The sequence below is a fragment of the Butyricicoccus faecihominis genome, assembly GCF_014648015.1.
Taxonomy (GTDB): domain Bacteria; phylum Bacillota; class Clostridia; order Oscillospirales; family Butyricicoccaceae; genus Agathobaculum; species Agathobaculum butyriciproducens.
This window is the reverse complement of record NZ_BMQH01000001.1, coordinates 258,972-280,368: the sequence shown is the minus strand read 5'-3', so window position 1 is coordinate 280,368 and position 21,397 is coordinate 258,972. Positions and strand designations below refer to the sequence as shown.

Here is a 21,397-nt window from a genome sequence, read left to right as displayed (position 1 = left end):
GTACCTTTGAGTATTGAATTTTCCGGCGGCATGACGGATGATGAGCGCATCATCTCCACCCGCCAGCTCAGCGAGGACGAGACCGAGAATTCGCTCCGTCCGAAATCCATGGCGGACTATATCGGTCAGAAAAAAGCTAAGGAAAACCTGAGTATTTACATACAGGCCGCGAAAATGCGCGGTGAATCGCTCGACCATACGCTGCTGTACGGCCCGCCGGGTCTGGGCAAGACCACACTCGCGGGCATCATTGCCGCAGAAATGGGCGTGAATATCCGTGTTACGAGCGGTCCGGCGATCGAAAAAGCGGGAGATTTGGCGGCTTTATTGACAAATCTCTCAGAGAATGATATTTTGTTTATTGACGAGATCCATCGCCTCGACCGTGCGGTAGAGGAGATTCTCTATCCCGCGATGGAGGACTATGCACTCGATATCATCATCGGCAAGGGGCCTTCGGCGCGCTCGATCCGTATCGACCTGCCGAAATTTACGCTCATCGGCGCGACTACGCGTGCCGGTCAGATGACCAGTCCGCTGCGTGACCGCTTCGGCGTTATGCTCCGCCTGGAGCTGTATTCGCCGGAGGAGCTGTGCGGTATTGTTGAACGCTCGGCAGGCATTCTTAATGTACCGTGCGAGCACGAGGGTGCATTCGAGATTGCGCGCCGCAGCCGCGGTACGCCGCGAATCGCCAACCGGCTTCTGCGCCGCGTGCGAGACTTCGCGCAGGTAATCGGCACCGGTACGATTGACAGAAAAAGTGCCGACATTGCGCTTCGTGCACTCGAGATTGATGAGTTAGGTCTGGATAACGTAGACCGCAGGATGCTCAAAAGCATCATCCAGAACTACGGCGGCGGTCCGGTCGGACTGGACACGCTGGCCGCGACCATCGGCGAAGAAGCGATCACCTTGGAAGATGTTTATGAGCCGTATCTCATGCAGATCGGCTTTCTCAGCCGCACGCCGCGCGGACGCTGCGTGACGCTGCAGGCTTACCGTCATTTGAATCTGGAACCGGCGGACGGACAGCAAATGCTGTAATTCAATCATTTCCCCGCCTTTATCATATAAGAAAGTTAGGTGTTTCATTTGGGTAGATATTTTGGAACAGACGGCGTTCGCGGTGTAGCGAACTCGGAACTTGATGCACTGCTGGCGTTCAAGATCGGCGCGGCAGCGGCATACGCACTTACGCAGGAGTCTGCACACGGCCGCAAGGCGAAGCTGCTGATCGGCAAGGACACCCGCGTATCCTCGGATATGCTGGAGAACGCGCTCGTCGCGGGCACCTGCTCGGTTGGCGCGGATGTAGAGCTGCTTGGCGTTATCCCGACGCCGGCGGTCGCTTTCCTCACCATTAAGCACAAGGCAGATGCGGGTATTGTCATTTCCGCAAGCCACAACTCCTTTGAGTACAACGGCATCAAGATTTTTGCAGGCAACGGCTACAAGCTGCCGGACGAAACCGAGGCAAGGATTGAGGACCTGATCGACGATTTCGAGTCTATTCCGAAGATGACCCACGAGAAGATCGGCCGTGTACTCAAAAGCGAGATCGACCCGGTAGTCGAGTACACCGACCATCTTGCAGATACCATCAAGGGCGACCTGTCCGGTCTGCGCGTGGCGGTGGACTGTGCAAACGGCTCCTCCTCCACGACGGTGGAGCGCCTCATGCGTCTGGTCGAGTGCAAGGCGGAAATCCGCTTCTATGAGCCGGATGGCATCAATATCAACGATAACTGCGGCTCCACGCATCTCGGTCAGCTGAAGGAGCGCGTCCGCTCGGGCAATTTTGATCTTGGCGTTGCTTTTGACGGTGATGCGGATCGCTGCCTGATCGTAGACGAGACCGGCGAGGAGCTGGATGGCGACCGCATTATGGCAGTCTGCGCGGCGCACATGAAGAAGGAAGGCAAGCTGCGCGGCGGCGCATTTGTTGCCACCATTCTGTCCAACATGGGCCTGCACGCCTACGCCGATAAGAACGGCATGAAGATCGAGTGCTCCAATGTAGGTGACCGCTATGTGCTCGAAATGATGCTCAAGAAGGGTTACATTCTGGGCGGCGAGCAGTCCGGACACGTTATTTTCCTTGAGTATGCGTCCACCGGTGATGGTGAGCTGACTGCACTGCAGTTTATGTCTATCCTCAAGGCGAGCGGCAAGAAGTGCTCGGAGATCGCAGCTGAGGTTGAGCCGTGGCCGCAGCTGATGATCAACGTCAAGGTGCCGAACGATAAAAAGGCTACCCTGCAGCAGCTGCCCGAGGTCAAGGCGGCTATCGATGCGGCTTCTGCGGAGCTGGGCAATAACGGCCGAATCTTGGTTCGTCCGTCCGGCACGGAGGCGCTTGTGCGCGTCATGGTAGAGGGCACGAACAGTGAGCAGGTAGATACTTTGGCAAAAAAGGTTGCCAAAGTCATCGAGTCTGTTGTATAATGTAAAGGAGCCAACGGGAGTGGGTGTGGTTTTCACACCCACTTTCTGCATTCTTAACAGGGAGGTGGGAGCATTTGCGCACAATTCCATAATATGCTAAGCGCCAGAACTGCGGTGCAGCCGGTATCGCAGTTGACGAGGAAAGGGTTAATCGAAAGTATTCGGCGGGTGCCCTTCGGTCACAAGTGGGTTGATCGTCAGCAGGCTGTTAAAACATACGGGCGACCGTATCGACAGAGCAGTTATGCGTAACGCACTATTTTTATACCCAAAATTAGAAATTCACCGCATATATTGAGGTAAGGCAATACGGAATAATTAAACAAGAGCGATTTGTGAGAGAGTTTTACGGACCGATAAGGCGCGACCGGAGTTCGTGCAAGAAGCCACAGCTTTCATTATTCCGTGCTGCCTAAGGCTCATACTGAAATGTTGCGGAAGATATGTTATATTTACCGTTGCAAAGGAGTATTATTTTATGTGTGGAATCGTTGGATTCACCGGACGCGAGAACGCGCTTCCGATTCTCATCAAGGGTCTGTATAGCCTGGAATACCGTGGCTATGACTCTGCCGGTGTGGCTGCCTTCACGAAGGACGGTCTGCGCGTTGTCAAGGCGCGCGGCCGCATTGCAAACCTTGAGGAGAAGATCAAGGAGGAAGGCGGCGACATGTACTGCACCTGCGGTATCGGCCACACCCGCTGGGCAACGCACGGCGAGCCGTCCGACCGCAACTCACACCCGCATCTGGGCGGCAAGGGCAAGGTAGCAGTTGTACACAACGGCATTATCGAGAACTACAAGGAGCTGCGTGAGCGTCTGGAGGCACACGGCTACGAGTTTAAGTCCGAGACCGATACGGAGACTGTCGCGCACCTCGTGGACTATCTGCACACCGGCAAGCAGGAGGATCTGGCAAAGACCGTTCTGCAGGCCGTGCAGCGTCTGCGCGGCTCTTACGCACTGGGCGTAGTCTCGATGGATAACACGCAGGAGATCGTTGCTGCACGCCGCGGCAACCCGCTGGTTATCGGTATCGGTGAGGGCGAGAACATGATCGCATCCGATATTACCGCTATTATCAATCGCACCAAGCGTTACATTATTCTGGATGATAACGAGGTTGCAATCGTTCGCCCGGACAGCGTAGTTGTCATGAACGAGTTCGGCGATACGGTAGAGAAGGAAATCATGACCGTAACGTGGGATATGTCCGCAGCGGAAAAGGGCGGCTACCAGCACTTTATGCTCAAGGAGATCATGGAGCAGCCCAAGGCAGTTGCCGATACGGTTAAGCCGCGTATCAAAAACGATGCGGTTGCGTTCGAGGACAACGGTCTGACCGACGAGCGTCTGCGTGAAATCGAGCATATTCATATCATCGGCTGCGGCTCTGCACTGCACGCAGGCATGGTCGGCAAACGTGTGATTGAGGCAATGTGCCGCATTCGCTGCACGGCAGAGGTTGCCAGTGAGTTCCGTTATGAGAACCCGATCATCGGCAAAAAGGATATGTGCATCGTTATCAGCCAGTCCGGCGAGACGGCGGATACGCTGGCTGCCATGCGTCTGGCCAAGCAGGCAGGTGCGTTCACGATTGCGATCGTAAACGTCGTTTCCTCGACGATTGCGCGCGAAGCAGACGGTGTGCTGTATACCTGGGCCGGCCCGGAGATTTCGGTTGCGACAACCAAGGCATATTCCGCACAGCTGTCCGCTCTGTACCTCATCTCGGTTAAGATCGCGCGTGTGCGCGGCCTGATTTCCATCGGTGACGAGCGTGCGCTGTGCGCTGAGCTGCAGCGTCTGCCGGAATGTATTGAGCAGACACTGGGGTGCCAGTCGGATATGCAGCGTATCGCTACGCTGTATGCAAACCGCTCGAGCGTGTTCTTCCTTGGCCGCGGGCTGGACTATGCCGCCGCGCTCGAGGCTTCGCTCAAGCTGAAGGAAATTTCCTATATTCATTCGGAGGCGTATGCTGCCGGTGAGCTGAAGCACGGCACGATTTCGCTGATCGAGGAGGGTACTCTGGTTGTTGCTCTGGCAACGCAGCCGGCACTGTTTGAGAAAACAGTCTCCAATATCCGTGAGGTTGTAGCGCGCGGCGCAAGCGTCGTGCTCGTCACCACGGACGATTTCACCGGGGACGAGTCGGTCTGCCAGCACATCGTGCGCCTGCCGAAGTGCCTGTATGAATTTTCCGCTTCGCTTTCGATTATTCCGATGCAGCTTTTGGCATACTATATCGCAGTGGAGCGCAACTGTGATGTCGATAAGCCGCGCAACCTGGCAAAGTCGGTAACTGTAGAGTAAAACGTCAACGATATTGTCATGAATGCACAAAAACGAGAACACGTTTTTGTGTGATATCGGTAAAGATGACAATCGTTTCTTGACATTTCCAATTCTACCGCGTATAATAGCTATTGACATGAGAAATGATTATCAAATACAACCATCGAACGGGATTCCCGATGAAAAGCTGTGCCGTCTGGCACGGCAGGGAGACGGACCCGCGATGGAGAATCTGATCCGTCGTTATACCCGTCTGGTCAAGACCTGTGCGCGGCCCTACTTTCTGGCAGGCGCCGATGCAGAGGATTTGATGCAGGAGGGGATGCTCGGGCTGCTGAATGCCGTCCGGGAGTACGATGAGAGCAAGGGCGCACCCTTTGGAGCGTTTGCACGGTTGTGCATCACGCGGAAGATTTATTCCGCAGTGAAGGCGGCAGCGTCGCTCAAGCACGACCCGCTCAATCAGTCCATGTCAATCGATCGACCTCTGTTTGAAGACCTTGCGGAATCGCGTACCCGGGTAACTGCACCGAATGGTGATCCTGAATCGCTTGTTATCGGCAATGAGGAGAGGGAAGAGCGGAAAAAGAAGCTCTACTCGCTTTTGTCTGAATTTGAGGCACAGGTTTTGACGTTGTTTTTGGACGGCTTATCGTATGAAGAGATGTCCGAAGCGCTGCACAAACCAATCAAATCTGTGGATAATGCCGTCCAGCGCATCAAGCGAAAATCGGCAGCCATTAAACCTATTTAGGCGATAGCAGGCGCAGTGTCTGTACGCATATATTTCAAGTTTCCCGAGGGAACAGTATCAAAGAGAGGTAAAAACCATGTACGAAGACAAGACTTTAGTATGCAAGGAATGCGGTAAGGAGTTCGTGTTCACCGCCGGCGAGCAGGAGTTTTACGCAGAGCGCGGTTTCCAGAACGAGCCGCAGCGCTGCAAGAGCTGCCGTGACGCGCGCAAGAACGCTGCACGCGGTCCGCGTGAGTTCTTCACCGCTACCTGTACTGCTTGTGGCGGCGAGGCTCGCGTTCCGTTCGAGCCGAAATCTGACCGCCCGGTATATTGCAGCGAGTGCTTCGCAAAGATGCGTGAGCAGTGATACCGTAACGATAAAAAATCAATAAATGACACGTTAAAAGTGCCAGTAATGACTTTTCTCATTGCTGGTGCTTTTTTCTTTGCCCAAAGGAAAGGAATCGGCAAGGGAATGTGTGTTCCGAAAAATGATAAAGAAATGAAGAATCGGATCCGCAGGCGAAGGGCGGCTTGCGGCAAAAGAAAACCTCTGCTCAAAATGAGCAGAGGTTTTCTTTTGATTTTAAGCAATAACATCGTATTTCAGGATTAAGCCACGTTTCTGCCGGTCGTCAAGGTCAGCAATAGCGGCATCAATACTGGGAAATAAGCAAGGGCAGATATGGCCTTTGCTAAGATTCACGAAGCTGTACATGTTTGTTCCCTTGTGGGGGAGCAGAAGTACGTCCAGCGTTTCGTTGCGCTTAAAAATGCAGAAATGCATAGAGAAGATCCTTTACTTGGCTTCGTTGATGGTAAGCAGCTCCTCGATCGTCTCTTTCTGCCGGCGAAGAAAGCCGAGATAGAAACCGTCAGAAACGGAAAATGCGATGAATGCTGCGTGCAGCAGAAGGGCTCTGATATGTATGAGAAGAGCTATAATCTCCGCGATGTTCATATTTTTTGATGTGTAGAAGGCATAGGTGGGATTGGTGAGAAGCAGATAAAAGTCCCTTAAGATAAACGCACTAACCGGAATCAGGGCGAACGATAAGGCAATCCAAACGCGGGTGTCTTTCTTAAGGGCCTCGTATAAATGCAGAATGTCGGCGTGCTTGGATTCCAGTTCCTCGTGCGAAAAGCGGGAATAGTAATCCAAGTCACATAGTTTCTGGTACTGATGAATTCGGCTGCGCCGTTTTCATCGGACTTTGATGGTATATTGCTGGGCATAGGCGATAACTCCTGTAATTGGGGTAGTTCTTGATAAAAAGAAAAGGAAGACCCTAAAGAGCCTTCCTTATCGAAAGTGTCGGTAATGAAATTCTCATTACCGGCACTTTTTATTTGTCCGCAGTAAAAATAGGCCTCAAATAAGGAGGAAAAAGGTGTGAAAAATGAAAAAATGATCTATCTCCCATATGTTCGTTTTGAGCAGGAAGAAGGAGAAGCGGAGGGTATCGGCTGGTACTTTACGCAGTACAATGCCGAAACTGGAGAAGGTAAAGGCTGGCACGGAACAGAGTTCATGCCGGATTACTTCTTTGAAACGAACTGCGAGTGCGGCGAACCGGAAACAAAGTTCTTTGACGTGCATATCAATGAGCCGATCGAGCAGTGGAGTTGGCCGGAACCGCCGGATGACGATGCGTTCACGAACTACGATGCGTGTTCCAACACAACGCGGGTTTCGCTGTCAAGTGCCTTCAAGTGCTCGGCGAGAGAAGCCAATCCTCCCGCGTTGCGGACAACATCCAACGGCAGCTGAACAACCTCGCCCAAAGAACGAAGCGATGCAGCCGTGCTCTTTCTGCTTGGAACATCAATACCCACTGTGTTCATAGAAACACTCCTGTTTGGAATTTGCAATGGACAACGCCCTCTTTACCCATTGCCGATTCTATCTGTTTGCCTACATGAATGCGCTGGCTCTACCTGCACAAATCGAACACTGCTTTAATCCGCACACGGCGCGGGAAAAAGGTTTAGTGGCCTACGGGCAAACCTTGGTGTCTCCCTCTTGCGCCCATGCAGGGCAGGCAAGAGCGTTATCGCTTCTCAAGCGATAACGCTCCGAATAGCGGCATTCAGAAAACCGCGTTATCTCGTCGCAAATCTTGACAAAATCCTTAAAAACCGATACAATATAAAGGTTAAAAAGGACTTTCGGCTCCTGCTATGACGGCGGGAGCCTTTTTGGAGGAAACACGATGGAACTTACATTATGCTGTCCGACTTTATTCGGGCTGGAGGGCATCGTCGCGGACGAGCTGCGCTTCGGCGGCAGGCTGACCGACGTGCACGCGGAAAACGGCCGCGTGCTGTTCACCGGTGACGAAAACACGCTTGCATGGGCGAACCTGAACCTGCGGTGCGCCGAGCGTGTGCTCATCCGCATCGGCACATTCAAAGCCAAAACGTTCGACCAGTTGTTCGAGGGCGTAAAAGCACTCCCGTGGGAGCAGTTCATTTCGGCAGACGGCGCATTTCCGGTCAAGGGTCACAGTCTGGACTCCACGCTGCACTCGATTCCGGACTGCCAGAAGATCATCAAAAAGGCAGTCGTATCGCGCCTGGGCGCGAAGTACGGTCAGACCTGGTTTGATGAGATTGGTGAAAAGTATCAGATTCAGTTCGCCATCATGCACGATGTGGCTGAGCTGTACCTCGATACCTCGGGTGCCGGTCTGCACAAGCGCGGCTACCGCGCCAACAGCAATGCGGCGCCGCTTCGTGAGACGCTGGCGGCGGCTATGGTCAAGCTGGCGCGCTGGCGCGGGCGCGATCCGTTCCTCGACCCGTTCTGCGGCTCGGGCACGATCGCGATTGAGGCGGCCATGATCGCGCAGCGCCGTGCCCCCGGTCTGCTGCGCCGCTTTGACGCGGAAAGGTGGAGCTGCTTTGACAAGTCGGTCTGGCAGCAGGCGCGCGAGAGTGCGCTCGACCTTGCCCAGCCGGACGCAAAATTCGATATCGTCGGCAGCGACATCGACCCGGACTGCGTGCAGCTGTCCATCGAGAACGCGCGCAAGGCCGGTGTAGCGAACACGGTGTTCTTCGAGCGCGCGGACGCAGTAAAGCGCGATTACAGCGGTGCAGGCGTACTGTTTGCCAATCCGCCGTACGGTGAGCGTCTGCTGGACTTGCAGCAGGCGGAAAAGCTGTACGCCGACCTCGGCAGAGCGACAAAAAACAGCCCGATGAAGCAGTATCTGCTCAGCTCGGACCCGCTGTTCGAGCGTTGCTACGGCCGCAAGGCGGATAAGCGCCGCAAGCTGTATAACGGCATGATCAAGTGCGAGCTGCATATGTATTTTAAAGACCCATCTGCACAGGATAAGCCGGTAAATAAGCACTCCGACCGTCCGTCTGCTAAACGACCGGCAAAACACTGAGCAGTACAGGGCACTGTTCATAATTTGTTCAGAAAATTTTTGTGAAAATTCCGGATTACCCCCTTGCATATTGCGGCTCCTTGGTGTAAGATAATACTCGAAGTTAGCACTCGGGTAATTTGAGTGCTAACCCCCAACATTGTAAAATCTTATTTTTCATAGGAGGAATCCATTATGAAGCTCAAGCCCCTTTGCGACCGCGTAGTTATCAAGATGGTCGAGGCGGAGGAGACCACCGCAAGCGGCATTATTCTTACCGCATCCGCACAGGAGAAGCCCCAGGTTGCTGAAATCATTGAAGTAGGCCCGGGCGGTGTTGTTGACGGCAAGGAAATCAAGATGGAAGTTCAGAAGGGCCAGAAGGTCATTACCGGCAAGTACACCGGTACTGAGGTTAAGCTGGACGGCGAGAAGTATATCATCGTTCGTCAGAGCGACATTCTGGCAATCGTAGAGTAATTTTCAGGAGGTAATTCATCATGGCTAAGCAGCTTATTTACGGCGAGGACGCGCGCAAGGCTCTGCAGCGCGGTATTGATCAGCTCGCTGATACCGTTAAGGTAACCATCGGTCCGAAGGGCCGCAATGTTGTACTGGATAAGAAGTACGGCGGTCCGCTGATCACCAACGACGGTGTTACCATCGCTAAGGAGATCGAGCTGGACGACGCTTTCGAGAACATGGGCGCACAGCTTGTTAAGGAAGTTGCCACCAAGACCAACGACATCGCAGGCGACGGCACCACCACCGCTACCGTTCTGGCGCAGGCTTTCGTTCGTGAGGGCCTGAAGAACGTAGCAGCAGGTGCAAACCCGATGGTAATGCGCCGCGGTATCGCCAAGGCAGTCAAGGCTGCTGTTGCAGCGATTGCTGAGAACTCCAAGAAGGTTGACGGCACGAACGACATCGCCCGTGTAGGCGCTATCTCCTCCAGCTCCGACGAGATCGGCACCCTGATCGCAGAGGCTATGGAGAAGGTTTCTACCGACGGCGTAATCACCGTTGAGGAGTCCAAGACCGCTGAGACCTACTCTGAGGTTGTTGAGGGCATGCAGTTCGACCGCGGTTATATCACCCCGTATATGTGCACCGACACCGAGAAGATGGAAGCAAACTTGGACGACGCTCTGGTGCTGATCACCGATAAGAAGCTGTCCAACATTCAGGAGCTGCTGCCGATCCTTGAGCAGGTTGTTAAGGCCGGCAAGAAGCTGCTGCTCATTGCTGAGGACGTTGAGGGCGAGGCTCTGTCCACCCTGATCGTAAACCGTCTGCGCGGCACCTTCACCTGCGTAGCTGTTAAGGCTCCGGGCTTTGGCGATCGCCGCAAGGATATGCTCCGCGACATCGCAATCCTGACCGGCGGTACCGTAATCTCTGAGGAGGTTGGTATCGAGCTGAAGGACGCTACCATGGATATGCTGGGTTCTGCTCGTCAGATCAAGGTGACCAAGGAGAATACCACCATCGTTGACGGTGCTGGCGACAAGCAGGCTATCGCAAACCGCGTTGCTGAGATCCGCGGCGCGATCGAGCGCACCACCTCTGACTTCGACCGTGAGAAGCTGCAGGAGCGTCTGGCTAAGCTGGCCGGCGGCGTAGCAGTTATCAAGGTTGGCGCTGCAACCGAGACCGAGATGAAGGAGCAGAAGCTCCGCATCGAGGATGCACTGAACGCAACCCGCGCAGCTGTTGAGGAAGGCATCGTAGCAGGCGGCGGCGTAGCTTATGTAAACGCTATCGCAGCGGTTGAGGCTCTGGCTGCCGAGGCAACCGGCGATGAGAAGACCGGTATGCAGATCGTTGCACGCGGTCTGGAAGCACCGATGAAGCAGATCGCTGCCAACGCAGGCATCGAGGGCGCAATCGTTGTTGATAAGGTAAAGCACGCTGACAAGGTTGGCTACGGCTTTGACGCTGCAACCGAGACCTACGGCGACATGATTGCAAACGGCATCGTTGACCCGACCAAGGTAAACCGTTCCGCACTCCAGAACGCAGCTTCCGTTGCTTCGATGGTTCTGACCACCGAGAGCCTGGTTGCTGATAAGAAGGAGCCGGTTCCGGCTGCTCCGGCTGCACCGGATATGGGTGGTATGTACTAAGAAGTAGCGAAAAACACTGCAAACACTGGAGATTTTAAGGGTTAAAAGGCAAACTTACGATAATCGTCAGTGGAAAAGCATCAGATATGTAAAAGGCCGATGTCTGCATTTTGCAGGCATCGGCTTTTTTGTTGCAGGAATAAAAATGAAAACAGAGCGCTTCACAGCAGTGAAATGCTCTGTTTCTTTGTACGAGTATCATCGGACTTGCGTGCTCTGGAGCTTCATGCGGCATTGCTCGGAAATCCGGATGAAATAGTTCCGCGGCAACTGGAGATTATTCGTACAGCGGGAACTTCTCGGTGAGTGCCAGAACGCGTGCGGAAATCTCGTCCTTCTTCTCATCGTAGTGATAGATGCAGTCTGCGATGCAGTCCGCGATGACCTTCATCTCTTCTACACCCATGCCGCGGGTCGTAGCGGCCGGAGTGCCCAGACGAACGCCGGAGGTGATGAACGGGCTGCGCTTCTCACCTGGAACGGTGTTCTTGTTGGCGGTGATGTGAACCGAATCCAGACGAGCCTCCAGATCCTTGCCGGTGCACTCCTCGTCGGTCAGATCAACGAGCAGCAGGTGATTGTCGGTGCCGCCGGAAACCAGCTTGACACCGCGTGCCTGCAGCTGTGCAGCCATAGCCTTGGCATTCTCGACGATCTTGCGTGCGTACTCCTTGAACTCCGGCTGCAGTGCCTCACCGAAGCAAACCGCCTTGGACGCGATAACATGCTCGAGCGGGCCGCCCTGGGTGCCCGGGAATACAGCGGAGTTAATACGCTTTGCCAGAACCGCGTTGTTGGTCAGGATCAGGCCGCCGCGCGGACCGCGAAGCGTCTTGTGGGTGGTGGTGGTAACAACGTCAGCATACGGCATCGGGTTCTGGTGCTGGCCGCCGGCGACCAGACCGGCAATGTGCGCCATATCAACCATCAGGTAAGCGCCGTAGCCATGTGCGATCTCGGCCATTTTCTCGAAGTCGATGGCACGCGGATACGCGGATGCACCTGCAACGATCAGCTTCGGGCGGTGCTTCTTGACAGCCTTCTCAAGCTCAGCGTAGTCGATGAAGCCGTCCTCGTTTACGCCGTAGGAAACAAAGTGGTAGTTCTTGCCGGACTGGTTGACCGGAGAGCCATGGCTCAGGTGACCGCCCTGAGACAGATCCATGCCCATAACGGTGTCGCCCAGGTCGAGCAGAGCGAAGTAAACCGCAAGGTTGGCCTGTGCACCGGAGTGCGGCTGAACATTCGCATATTTTGCACCGAACAGCTCACATGCGCGCTCGATTGCGATACGCTCTACCTTGTCAACAAATTCACAGCCGCCGTAGTAGCGCTTGCCGGGAAGACCCTCTGCGTACTTATTGGTCAGCACGCTGCCCATAGCAGCCATAACGCCGGGAGAAACGATATTTTCGCTGGCGATCAGCTCGATATTCTGGCGCTGACGGTGCAGCTCCTCGTTCATCGCACTGCCCAGCTCGGGGTCGATCGACTGGATCATACCGATGGAATCCATCATTTCTTTGTACATTTGAACTACCTCCAAGCTTTAGTAGTATAAAGTTCTCTTTGACTATACCATTGCCCTCATAAAAAAAGCAAGTCGATTTTATGAAAAATATAACCAAAAATGAAGGATTGCCAAAAGCCTCCTGCAAAATGAGAAAAAGGCAGGTTACCCTGCCTTTGCTCAGATATTCTGATAGAACAGTCCGTCCCTCGTGCAGTACCACAGCAGCATGCCGTGCCGAATATAGGGCAGACGCACGTCTAATCCCCATTCCGGGTACTGCTTTTTGACGATCATCGTGTCTCCGGTGAGAAATGCAACGAACGAGATATAGTGCTCGCGGTGCATTTCATGCGGTGCGGTGATATACCATTCGCCGTCGCTGTGCTCAATTTGCAGTGCATTTTCCTCGTCCGGTTTGTGCATAACGAGGTTGGTCAATTTTGCACCACAGCAGGTCACATCTGCGTCATCGGTCGAGAACAGCAGGTTGCCGCAGGCCGGACAGCGGTAAAACCGCATTTTCTTCATATTGCCGTTAGTCATATCGTTTTCCTCCAGATCGCCTCTCAGCAGGGCTTCGGTGTCCACGCCGAGGGCCTGTGATAACAATGGGAGGAGCGAGATATCGGGAGCACCGCCGCCCGTCTCCCTTAATTAAAGATATTGTTGGGTAAAAAAGAAAGGTCAGTCGATTTTGCCGATGAAGCGGTAGTAGATTTCTACTTCCTGCTCACGGCTTCCGTCCTCGCCCTTGACAGCTTCGTGGACGGTTATTTTTTCAATTAGAGTGTTCAGAAGTTCGGCGGTCAGCTCCACAGGGTTGACATACTGTTTCATCAGGGCAATCCACTTTTCAGCATCCGCTGCGGTCTGTACGGCGGCTTCCATCGTTTCGTGAAGCTGTCTTATTTTTGTTTCAAGCTCCTTTTGCTCGTTCTGGTACTTCTCGGACAGCATATTGAAGTTATACTCGGTTATGCGTCCGGCAGACCAGTCCTCATACATTTTAGCAAACAGCCCGTCAACCTCGGCTTTACGCTTCTCTGCCTTTTTCAGCTCCGCAGCCTGCTTTTTCTTCGCAGAGTTTCTTTCCCTGTCGCTGGCATTGAGCAGGCGTTTCAGCAGCTTGTCCTCGTCTTTCTGTGCCAGCATAGACCAGTATTGCAGTCTTGCAAGCACATAGGCATACAGTACATCATAGCGGATATAGTGCATGGAACACTGGCGTAATCCCTGCCCGTTCTTGCTGCAATGGTAGTACCCGTATGGGTTCTTATTCTGCTTGTTTTCCCCATAGGCTAAAGACCATCCGCAGTCTGCACATTTTATCAATCCTGCGAAAATCTGTGTCGTACCGTTTCTGCGTTTCCTGCGTCTGCTTGCAATCAGCTCCTGAACTTTTTGGAACACTTCTTCAGAAATGATGGCTTCGTGGGTATTTTCCACACGATACCATTCTTCCTGCGGCTTCCGCACCTTTTTCTTGTTCTTGAATGAAATGTTGCTCTGCTTGTTGTGAATGCTGTGACCGATGTAGGTTTCCTCTTTCAAAATGCTCTTGACCTGTGCTATCGTCCACGCATAGGCTTTTTCTGCGGGCGCACCGGCGTAGATATTGGCGAAAGTCCCGTATCTTTCATAGTTCAGCCAGCCGGGGGTAGGTACTTTTTCCTCCACCAGAATCCGTGTAATGCTGGCGGCTCCACGCCCGTGTACAGCAAGGTCAAAAATCTTCTCTACAATCCAGCGTGTTTCCGGGTCGATCAGAAGATGACCTTTTTTGTCCGGGTCTTTTACATAGCCCAGCGGTGCATAGGCCCCATAGTGTGCGCCATTGGCAAATCTTGTGTGCATGGCAGCCTTGACCTTTTTGCTGGTCTGTCGGGCGTGCATTTCATTCAGGATGTTTAAGAACGGTGCAAGCTCGCTTTCTCCGTTGATGGTGTCCACATTGTCATTGATGGCAATGTAGCGTACTCCCTTGCTGGGGAAATAGATTTCCGTGTACTGACCGGTCAGGATATAGTTTCTTCCCAGACGGGATAAGTCCTTTGTGACAACGCAGTTGATTTTCCCGTCTTCGATGTCATCAATCATCCTTTGGAAACTTGGACGCTCGAAATTTGTCCCACTCCATCCGTCGTCAATGTACTCGTCTACAACGGTCAGCCCATGCTCTGCGGCATACTGTCTAAGCATCATGCGCTGGGTCTGGATACTGCCGCTTTCCCCCTGTAATTCATCGTCACGGCTCAATCTCAAATATAGTGCAGTGTTATAAATCGTTGTATTGTATGGTTGTTTCACGGTTAAAAATCCTCCTTCTAAAAGAAACAACCCACGCTTATACAATACTCGCTGGTACAAGTATATCATAAGCGTGGGCTGATTGACAGTCGTTATTCCGTATTTTTTCAGGAAGCGGCGGCAGCGTGCTGGATCACATCTTCCAGCAGGCTGTCAAGCGGCTTCCCATCCTGTGCGAAATGCTCCGATACCTTGATACGGACTTTCCCCATGACAAAATACTGGGTGCCGTCTTTTTCGGTAAGCAGGGTGCCGCTGTTTTTGTTATTGCTCTCGTTTTTGCTTTTTGCCATAGGCAGTTACCTCCATAAATGAAATATGCCCGACAAGGGAATGTCAGACAGGTGTACAGCCGCAGACTGTCTCCGTGTCAACCAAACCGTGTCAACCGGCAGAAAAGACTTTGAAAACAATCCATAGGCGCTCTATTATTACTTTTTACTTTTTCTTTGATTTCTTGGTTGACATGGTTGACAAAGGAGAGAAATGCCCCAAATATCAGGCTTTTCCCCGTCAACCGGCTGTCAACCAAAGCGTCAACCAAACTGTCAACCGGTGGCTTTTCAGAATGGAAGTTCCATTTGCCGGGCTTCTTCTTCCGTGATTTCCTGAAAACCGTCCCCCTCCGGCGGAGCTTGGTTGACACGCTCCCAGCCTTTTTGAGAACCGTATTTCTTATACCGCTTCGGGCTTTTGTAGGCTACCCAGCCCTGTATGATGCCGCCCGCAATGCCGGTATTCATAATCTCGCAGATTGCCCGTGTCTCCCAGTCTGCCGGGGAATTTAAGTTCCCCAGCGCTTCCTCATAAAGCTGCTTGGAACATACCCTGTCGCCGGTGTAGTCCTCCAAATAGGCGTAGATCATGCCGGCCTGTGTGTCTTCCTGCATAAAGTCCTGCTGGTGGGCGTTCAGGTATCGGTTCATTTCCATGCTGAATGACAGCTTATACTTCCCACTGCGATAAACCGTCATGGCTTCCGCCCACATCTGTTCGATATACGCCCTCGCCGCCGCTTCATCGTCCAGTATGTGAACCTCCGCCCGTTCCGGGTACACCGTCACGGGGAGAAAGCGCCGGTTGCCGGTGCGATCACGGGGCAAAAAGTCCTGCCGGTTGGTCGTCCCTCCAAATACACATTGCCGCAGCCGGTCTGCCGGATGTGTCTCATACGGCACTTTGTAGGTTTCTTTCTGGCGGCTTAAGAATGACTTGATTTCCTCAATACTCTTGGCGTTGGCTGTGGCAATCATCTCCGACATCTCGATAATCCAATGCCCTTGCAGCTTGCGGTACACATTTTCATCGTCCAGCTTTTTCAAATCGTCTGAAAACCATTCGTCCCTGCCTGCCAGCAGCCGGAAAAAGGTAGATTTCCCGGCTCCCTGACCACCAACCAGACAGAGCATGACCTCAAACTTGCTCCCCGGTCTGAATACCCGCCGGATGGCTCCCATCAGGAACAGTTTCAAGGCTTCATAGGTGTATTCGTCCGTATCGGCTCCCAGAAAGTGATGCAGGGCGTAACGGATGCGCTCTGTGCCGTCCCATTGCAGGCTGTTCAGGTAATCCCTGACTGGATGGTAGCGGTTTTCATTGGCAACAATCTTGATGGCGCTCTGCACCTTTTTCTCGCTGGTAAGCCCGTAATTTTCTTCCAGATACAAAAGCAGGTAGTTCATGTCCATGTCGGTCAGCGTGGTACTGGTGCGCTCCCAGCCCAGCGGCTTCACAATGTCAATCTGCTCCGTCAAAAGGTTCAGGCGCAGCGCCCCGCGAAACAGAGGGTCACGCTGGAACACCGTCAGGCAGTTTCGGATGCTGTTCTTCACGCCGCCTTTCTGCGTCCCCTCTAATGTTTCCCGGATTTCTGCCGGTGTCTGCGCCGGTTCCATTGTGTCCATCGTCCTTTTGACCGCTTCCTGCGTTTCCGGCGGCAAGCTCTGAAATTCGCTGTTCAAGCCGCAACACCTCCTTTCCCTGTGCGGCGATCAATGCCGCTTTTTCTTCTATTTCTCCGTATAACAAAATATCCAAAAGGTATTCTGTGTAGCTTATCCTCTGCAACGCTTCCACAAAAAGAGGATGCCAGATGGCATCCTGCGGCTGTGGGGCGTGTGCTGTTTTCCAATGCTCCAGCAGGCGCAGATAATCGCATAGCACCCGGAAACAATACCGTTCCGTTTCCTGAAATCTCTGCTCCGCTGATTTTTGTCGGGGCTGTGACCTGTTGTGACGCTTCCTATCTGGCAGCGCATTGCCGGATTTCTCATAGGAAACGCCGAAGTCCTCCGCAAGCCTGACCGCAGCTTCCCGTTTCCCCAATCCATGCAGCAAAGCGGCCAAGTCGATCACATCCCCGGAAGCCCCGCAGCCGAAGCAGTAAAAGCGGCTGTCCACTTTCATGCTGGGCGTGCGGTCATTGTGGAATGGACAGCAGACCATGCCGTTTCTCCCCACCCGGATTCCATAGAATGAAGCAGCCTGCCGGGTGGTAACAGACTGTTTCACCGCTTCAAATACATTCAAATGCTCCCTCCATAAAAATACTGGTAGCGGTAAAGCTGCCGGTTATATCATAGCTCCATCTCATGTTTCTTTCTCTGTACTGCCTGTGGCTGCTCCCTCCGGCGCAGTGCGGTATCTACGGCGTTCTGCACCTGCCGTAGCCGTATGACTTCCTCCCGGAGTGGCTTGTGCTGCGGAGACAGTTCGGCATACTCTGTTTTTAACTGTGCGTATTCCTGTTTCCATGCTTTCAGGGCAATGGGTTTTCCGTCCAGTTTTTCTTTCAAAATACGGCGGGCGGCATAAAACAGCCGTAACTCCGCATCGTGGGATGTTTCAAATTTCTCCCTCTGTTTCTTAAACTTGATATTGTTCAATTCCGTATGAACAGGTTTTAGCCGCTGGTAATTCTCGCCCTCCCGTATCAATTCCTGCAATTCCTTTATCCGGGCAGATTTCTTTTTCATGGAGTCGCTTAACGCTTCAAATTCTTCGTTGACAGAGGAAAGACGCTCCTGCAAATCCTCTAATGTGAGCAGCTTGTTTTCCGTCAGATAATTGACGGCTTCGGCAAACTGCTTTAAGTTTCCGGTTCTGGCTTTATTGCTCCATGCCCCTGCGTTGCGCTGGTTGTAATAAGCGATCAACAGGTCGGCAAGGCTCGGTGTCTGCGGTTTGGAAAGTTCTTCTTTTACCTCTGCCATCCAGACAAACAGGGCTTTGATCTTCTTCCTCACATCCTGCATGAGCCGGTTGGTGGCTTTAATCCAGCGGTTCAGTTCCCCTTTCTCGGTGCGGATGCCCTTTGCTTCCATCTGCCGGACATTAGCTCCCTCGTGGACAGTAGGTATCAGGTCAAGCCCCTGCCGCACATAGGAACGGTGGTCGATACGCACATCCAGCCCTTTTTCCTCAAATTTTGTATTAACGGCAGCCGCCCACTGCTCCCGCCAGTGTTCCAGCGTTTCCGGCTCATGCCAGTCTGTTGTATGGACAGCGTTAAACATATAATCGCCGTTTTTATCCCGGATTCGGTTTCCATCTTCATCAAGAAGATATTCCCGACGCTGTTTTTGTCCCCATGTGCCATCCGGGTTCAAAGGGCGCATGGTTGTCATCACATGAAAATGCGGGTTAGGGATGCCGCCGTCCTCTTTCTCCGGGCTGTGAAAAGCAAGGTCGGCAATCATGCCTTTTGTCACAAACTGCTCCTGTACGAACTTCCTCGCCAGCTCCATGTTTTCTTCCAGCGTCAATTCATTCTGCATGGCAATATCAAAGGAATAGGCAAGCTGTGCTTTTGGATGTTTCTCGCAGTTCTCCACAGCATTCCAGAGGGTCGCCCGGTCAAGATATATTTCCGGCGCATGGGGCGGCAGCATGATTTCCGAAGCGATCACGCCGCCCTTTTTGGTGTAGTCGCTGACTTCTCCATAGTAGCTGCTGTAAAGACGCTCCCCGGCTCGATAGGCTGCGCTGGCAATGGCGCTCTGACCGGCGCTGCGCTTGATCTGTGCGATTGAAAAATGATAAAGTGCTATCCTTAGTCACCGCCTTTCTCCTGCCCGGAAATACGGGCGTGGTTCTCTGTGGCAGACCGGATGAAATGCTCCGCCTGCGGCAGATTCAAAATGCTTTCCATGAGGGAATAAAATTCCGCTTCGGATAGCTCCTTTGTCTGTGGTGCAATGCTCTCAATAGCTGCCCCACGGGTAATCAGCCGGTGCGTCCTCTGTTTCCGGGAACCGCTTTCCAGATACGCCTGCCGGTTTTTCAAACGCTGCATTTTCCGTTTTTCCTGTTCCAGCAGGACAGTGGTTTTTTCATATTCCTGCTTCAACTGTTCCAAAGATTTTTCCATGTTCTCACATCCTTTGCTGATAAGATAAAGAAAGACCATCCGCAGACAGTCCGTGTGTCAGTGCTTCTATAAAACCCGATGAAAAGGGAAAACCGCAGAGCGGATTTCTCTTTGCGGCGGGTACACAGGGGATAGCCGCTTTAGCGGCGCAAGGGGGTGTAGCCACCTTGTCGGAGCGAAGCGAACGCAGACCTCGGATTGCTGATTTTATCAGCGGCAGAGGTAAGCTCCGCAGGACGCACGATACATGGTCTTTAGACTATGTATAGAAGTGCGCCCTTAGTTCCTAAGGGATTTTGCCGTTTCCGGCAGTCTTGTCCTTTTTCTTGGAACGCTTGGAAAGATACTTCGGGCAGTCAACCACAACCGCCCGGAAGCTCTGTTTACATTCGTGCTGGCATTTCCGGCACAGTTCGTTGTAAGTGATACGGCTGCGGTCATTTAAGAAGAAAGACCATTCCAACCGCCGCTTGTTACTCATTCTTGCCATAACCGGCTCCTTTCTCCGTTTCTATCTGATGTACGCAGATAGGCTGTTTTGATGTAGCGTCTCGGTATCATTTTTAAGTTTTTTTCCCTCTGTATGCCCCTTTGGAAAGTGCGGCAGTATTGCAAGTCAGGGAATGATACCTCACGCTTATTTGTCGCTTCCCGGTACGGTTTCGGAGCCTTTTGCCATCCATTCAAAGAAAGCAATTTTGCTGACCTTGATAAGTCTGCCCCTGCGGAACGCTGGAAAGCCGGGTGTGTGTACCAGCTCATAGGCGCTCGCTCTTGAAATTCCCATAATCCGCTGAATGTCCGCCACATCCAGAACCAGCGGTAAATCCTCGTAGCTGTTCAATCTCTTTTTATCGTTCATTCTGTTCCTCCCATAAATCAAATAGGTTAAAATGCTTCCTGTTGCCGTTCTCCCCAAAAGCCGTTTTCCTGCCCCATTCCTGCGGTGTTTCCCTGCATTGGTGCGCCGAATGCGTCACTTCTCCTGCCGGTCATATCCCTTTTGGACGGTCATTCACTTGTCAAGGTACTGTGCGGTACGAAATTACCAACCGCAATCATCATAGCGTACTATCCTTGACAAAACAATGATTCTGCGATACCATGAGTGTAACAGATATAACTGAATTATATAATTACCATAAACAAAGGCAGGGGATAGGGATGGAGAATCAGTTTATACGGCATGAGCCATGTTTTGAGAGGATTTTGTTTGTCCTGACGCTGGACAGGAAGAAAATGAAAGAGCGGATTTTGATTGGGGAAGAACAGCAGATCCGCTTCCGTCTGAACGGGAGCCAAAACGCAGAGGTGCTTTGTGATATGACACGCCCACTGGGAACTTTTTTGATAAACTTTGAGCGTGACACGGACAGAGACTGGAACTTATACGGGCTTTCTCCGCTGCGGCAAGCTCTCCACTCCAACCGATGGAAACAGCCGGAGCTGGAGCAGGCGGCAAGCGAATTTCTTTGGGAGAAATATCTTAGCAACGACCCTCTGAAAATGTATGTGGCGTTCCGTATCTGGAACAGCTATCTGCTTGCCAGAGAACCCCGTGACCGTAACGCTGCCTGTGACCGCTTCATGGATAAAATGAGCAGACTGACCGGGGTATTCCAAAACGAAACCATGAGCTTTGACAGGGAGACAGGAAAACCGAAACAATTTCAAGCTGGCAGCCTTTATTTCAAAGGCGCACCGTCAGAAGATACCCGGCTTGACCTCTGGTTCCCGGACAACCGGCGCACAGAAGAATGTGTGTCTGCCTATGCGTCCCTCTACCCGTTGATTACCTATTATCTGAACAGGCTGAATGACTGGGGGCTTTGCTTCCGGCGGTGCAAGGTCTGTGGAAAATATTTTCTGGCAAAGAGCCAGCGGTATGAGCTGTGCAGCGACAAGTGCCGAAAAGCACAGGCGCTTCAAAACAAGCGGGAATTTGACGAGAGGTCAAGAGAAAATAACTATGACCTGCTTTATAAAAATGAATGCCAGAACTGGCGCAACAAAATAAACCGGGTAAAAAATACCGCAGGCTTTCCGGCTGACCGTCTGGAAAAAATACAGGCTTCCTTTTCCGACTTTAAGAAAGAAGCCTTACAGAGAAAAAAGGCTGTAAAAACAGGAACGGCCAGCCCGAAAGAATTTACGGACTGGCTGTATCAGCAGAGTAATGTAATTGTTGAGCTGACCGAGATATGAAAAACTTTCTATCG

General features: G+C 52.5%; 22 protein-coding genes. 11 read left to right on the top strand and 11 right to left on the bottom strand.

Annotated elements, in window-relative coordinates:
- The first annotated feature begins 6 nt into the window (after nucleotides 1–6).
- The 6 genes from ruvB to IEY11_RS01205 all read left to right on the top strand — a co-directional run bounded on the left by ruvB (nucleotide 7) and on the right by IEY11_RS01205 (nucleotide 6,102).
- The gene (gene ruvB / locus IEY11_RS01230) at nucleotides 7–1,047 is read left to right on the top strand and encodes a Holliday junction branch migration DNA helicase RuvB (protein WP_181967744.1); all 1,041 of its coding nucleotides are present in this window, start codon (nucleotides 7–9) and stop codon (nucleotides 1,045–1,047) included.
- Nucleotides 1,048–1,095: 48 nt separating this feature from the next.
- On the top strand, nucleotides 1,096–2,448 hold the full coding sequence (gene glmM / locus IEY11_RS01225; protein ID WP_188885519.1) for a phosphoglucosamine mutase: 1,353 nt from the start codon (nucleotides 1,096–1,098) through the stop codon (nucleotides 2,446–2,448).
- Between the two features lie 478 nt (nucleotides 2,449–2,926).
- Nucleotides 2,927–4,765 carry a glutamine--fructose-6-phosphate transaminase (isomerizing) gene (gene glmS, locus IEY11_RS01220; protein ID WP_188885518.1) on the top strand — a complete coding sequence of 613 codons (1,839 nt, stop codon included), beginning with the start codon at nucleotides 2,927–2,929 and terminating at the stop codon, nucleotides 4,763–4,765.
- A gap of 205 nt (nucleotides 4,766–4,970) precedes the next feature.
- Nucleotides 4,971–5,501, top strand: coding sequence for a sigma-70 family RNA polymerase sigma factor (locus IEY11_RS01215; protein WP_227601148.1), 531 nt, complete (start codon nucleotides 4,971–4,973; stop codon nucleotides 5,499–5,501).
- Between the two features lie 76 nt (nucleotides 5,502–5,577).
- The gene (locus tag IEY11_RS01210; RefSeq protein WP_188885517.1) at nucleotides 5,578–5,853 is read left to right on the top strand and encodes a zinc-ribbon domain containing protein; all 276 of its coding nucleotides are present in this window, start codon (nucleotides 5,578–5,580) and stop codon (nucleotides 5,851–5,853) included.
- A 48-nt stretch (nucleotides 5,854–5,901) separates the two neighbouring features.
- Nucleotides 5,902–6,102, top strand: coding sequence for a hypothetical protein (locus IEY11_RS01205; protein WP_147358086.1), 201 nt, complete (start codon nucleotides 5,902–5,904; stop codon nucleotides 6,100–6,102).
- A 183-nt stretch (nucleotides 6,103–6,285) separates the two neighbouring features.
- On the opposite strand, the gene IEY11_RS01200 is transcribed toward IEY11_RS01205, so the two are convergent.
- Nucleotides 6,286–6,648, bottom strand: a complete 363-nt coding sequence (locus IEY11_RS01200) for a hypothetical protein (RefSeq protein ID WP_118729452.1) — start codon at nucleotides 6,646–6,648, stop codon at nucleotides 6,286–6,288.
- A 231-nt stretch (nucleotides 6,649–6,879) separates the two neighbouring features.
- Here IEY11_RS01200 and IEY11_RS01195 point away from each other — a divergent pair, with 231 nt between their 5' ends.
- The 4 genes from IEY11_RS01195 to groL all read left to right on the top strand — a co-directional run bounded on the left by IEY11_RS01195 (nucleotide 6,880) and on the right by groL (nucleotide 10,989).
- Nucleotides 6,880–7,257 (top strand): hypothetical protein, encoded by a 378-nt coding sequence (locus tag IEY11_RS01195; protein ID WP_118729453.1) that lies wholly within the window; start codon nucleotides 6,880–6,882, stop codon nucleotides 7,255–7,257.
- Between the two features lie 442 nt (nucleotides 7,258–7,699).
- Nucleotides 7,700–8,884: a THUMP domain-containing class I SAM-dependent RNA methyltransferase gene (locus tag IEY11_RS01185; protein WP_188885515.1), complete on the top strand. Its 1,185-nt coding sequence runs from the start codon at nucleotides 7,700–7,702 to the stop codon at nucleotides 8,882–8,884.
- 174 nt (nucleotides 8,885–9,058) lie between these two features.
- Nucleotides 9,059–9,343, top strand: coding sequence for a co-chaperone GroES (locus IEY11_RS01180; RefSeq protein WP_110436870.1), 285 nt, complete (start codon nucleotides 9,059–9,061; stop codon nucleotides 9,341–9,343).
- Nucleotides 9,344–9,363: 20 nt separating this feature from the next.
- Nucleotides 9,364–10,989 carry a chaperonin GroEL gene (groL, locus tag IEY11_RS01175; RefSeq protein WP_188885514.1) on the top strand — a complete coding sequence of 542 codons (1,626 nt, stop codon included), beginning with the start codon at nucleotides 9,364–9,366 and terminating at the stop codon, nucleotides 10,987–10,989.
- A gap of 277 nt (nucleotides 10,990–11,266) precedes the next feature.
- Here groL and glyA read toward each other — a convergent pair whose 3' ends face one another.
- The 10 genes from glyA to IEY11_RS01125 all read right to left on the bottom strand — a co-directional run bounded on the left by glyA (nucleotide 11,267) and on the right by IEY11_RS01125 (nucleotide 20,040).
- Entirely contained in the window at nucleotides 11,267–12,520 is a 1,254-nt protein-coding gene (glyA, locus tag IEY11_RS01170; protein ID WP_110436868.1) for a serine hydroxymethyltransferase, read from the bottom strand.
- Between the two features lie 159 nt (nucleotides 12,521–12,679).
- The gene (locus IEY11_RS01165; RefSeq protein WP_116704907.1) at nucleotides 12,680–13,045 is read right to left on the bottom strand and encodes a hypothetical protein; all 366 of its coding nucleotides are present in this window, start codon (nucleotides 13,043–13,045) and stop codon (nucleotides 12,680–12,682) included.
- Between the two features lie 141 nt (nucleotides 13,046–13,186).
- Nucleotides 13,187–14,878 (bottom strand): recombinase family protein, encoded by a 1,692-nt coding sequence (locus tag IEY11_RS01160; RefSeq protein WP_005936058.1) that lies wholly within the window; start codon nucleotides 14,876–14,878, stop codon nucleotides 13,187–13,189.
- A 38-nt stretch (nucleotides 14,879–14,916) separates the two neighbouring features.
- The gene (locus IEY11_RS01155; RefSeq protein ID WP_004849804.1) at nucleotides 14,917–15,102 is read right to left on the bottom strand and encodes a hypothetical protein; all 186 of its coding nucleotides are present in this window, start codon (nucleotides 15,100–15,102) and stop codon (nucleotides 14,917–14,919) included.
- Nucleotides 15,103–15,372: 270 nt separating this feature from the next.
- Nucleotides 15,373–16,713 carry a virulence-associated E family protein gene (locus IEY11_RS01150; protein WP_009321442.1) on the bottom strand — a complete coding sequence of 447 codons (1,341 nt, stop codon included), beginning with the start codon at nucleotides 16,711–16,713 and terminating at the stop codon, nucleotides 15,373–15,375.
- On the bottom strand, nucleotides 16,598–17,338 hold the full coding sequence (locus IEY11_RS01145; RefSeq protein ID WP_147518461.1) for a CHC2 zinc finger domain-containing protein: 741 nt from the start codon (nucleotides 17,336–17,338) through the stop codon (nucleotides 16,598–16,600). The genes IEY11_RS01150 and IEY11_RS01145 overlap by 116 nt, the downstream gene beginning before the upstream one ends.
- Before the next feature lie 47 nt (nucleotides 17,339–17,385).
- On the bottom strand, nucleotides 17,386–18,858 hold the full coding sequence (gene mobQ, locus IEY11_RS01140; RefSeq protein ID WP_074104019.1) for a MobQ family relaxase: 1,473 nt from the start codon (nucleotides 18,856–18,858) through the stop codon (nucleotides 17,386–17,388).
- A gap of 2 nt (nucleotides 18,859–18,860) precedes the next feature.
- Nucleotides 18,861–19,178, bottom strand: a complete 318-nt coding sequence (locus IEY11_RS01135) for a DUF3847 domain-containing protein (RefSeq protein WP_008816380.1) — start codon at nucleotides 19,176–19,178, stop codon at nucleotides 18,861–18,863.
- A gap of 286 nt (nucleotides 19,179–19,464) precedes the next feature.
- Complete coding sequence (locus IEY11_RS01130) at nucleotides 19,465–19,668, bottom strand: hypothetical protein (RefSeq protein WP_004614949.1); 204 nt, start codon at nucleotides 19,666–19,668, stop codon at nucleotides 19,465–19,467.
- Between the two features lie 147 nt (nucleotides 19,669–19,815).
- Nucleotides 19,816–20,040 carry a helix-turn-helix domain-containing protein gene (locus tag IEY11_RS01125; RefSeq protein WP_005362423.1) on the bottom strand — a complete coding sequence of 75 codons (225 nt, stop codon included), beginning with the start codon at nucleotides 20,038–20,040 and terminating at the stop codon, nucleotides 19,816–19,818.
- A 242-nt stretch (nucleotides 20,041–20,282) separates the two neighbouring features.
- On the opposite strand from IEY11_RS01125, the gene IEY11_RS01120 reads away from it, so the two are divergent.
- Nucleotides 20,283–21,383 (top strand): DUF6076 domain-containing protein, encoded by a 1,101-nt coding sequence (locus tag IEY11_RS01120; protein WP_005362415.1) that lies wholly within the window; start codon nucleotides 20,283–20,285, stop codon nucleotides 21,381–21,383.
- The last annotated feature ends 14 nt before the right edge of the window (nucleotides 21,384–21,397 follow it).

Coding starts and splice junctions, on each gene's coding strand:
- IEY11_RS01165 (WP_116704907.1), bottom strand. CDS start 13,045: ATGACTAACGGCAATATGAAGAAAATGCGGTTTTACCGCTGTCCGGCC.
- glyA (WP_110436868.1), bottom strand. CDS start 12,520: ATGTACAAAGAAATGATGGATTCCATCGGTATGATCCAGTCGATCGAC.
- IEY11_RS01130 (WP_004614949.1), bottom strand. CDS start 19,668: ATGGCAAGAATGAGTAACAAGCGGCGGTTGGAATGGTCTTTCTTCTTA.
- IEY11_RS01205 (WP_147358086.1), top strand. CDS start 5,902: ATGACTTTTCTCATTGCTGGTGCTTTTTTCTTTGCCCAAAGGAAAGGA.
- glmS (WP_188885518.1), top strand. CDS start 2,927: ATGTGTGGAATCGTTGGATTCACCGGACGCGAGAACGCGCTTCCGATT.
- IEY11_RS01160 (WP_005936058.1), bottom strand. CDS start 14,878: ATGATATACTTGTACCAGCGAGTATTGTATAAGCGTGGGTTGTTTCTT.
- IEY11_RS01155 (WP_004849804.1), bottom strand. CDS start 15,102: ATGGCAAAAAGCAAAAACGAGAGCAATAACAAAAACAGCGGCACCCTG.
- IEY11_RS01120 (WP_005362415.1), top strand. CDS start 20,283: ATGAGTGTAACAGATATAACTGAATTATATAATTACCATAAACAAAGG.
- IEY11_RS01215 (WP_227601148.1), top strand. CDS start 4,971: ATGGAGAATCTGATCCGTCGTTATACCCGTCTGGTCAAGACCTGTGCG.
- IEY11_RS01180 (WP_110436870.1), top strand. CDS start 9,059: ATGAAGCTCAAGCCCCTTTGCGACCGCGTAGTTATCAAGATGGTCGAG.
- groL (WP_188885514.1), top strand. CDS start 9,364: ATGGCTAAGCAGCTTATTTACGGCGAGGACGCGCGCAAGGCTCTGCAG.
- IEY11_RS01135 (WP_008816380.1), bottom strand. CDS start 19,178: ATGGAAAAATCTTTGGAACAGTTGAAGCAGGAATATGAAAAAACCACT.
- IEY11_RS01125 (WP_005362423.1), bottom strand. CDS start 20,040: ATGAACGATAAAAAGAGATTGAACAGCTACGAGGATTTACCGCTGGTT.
- IEY11_RS01185 (WP_188885515.1), top strand. CDS start 7,700: ATGGAACTTACATTATGCTGTCCGACTTTATTCGGGCTGGAGGGCATC.
- IEY11_RS01150 (WP_009321442.1), bottom strand. CDS start 16,713: ATGGACACAATGGAACCGGCGCAGACACCGGCAGAAATCCGGGAAACA.
- IEY11_RS01210 (WP_188885517.1), top strand. CDS start 5,578: ATGTACGAAGACAAGACTTTAGTATGCAAGGAATGCGGTAAGGAGTTC.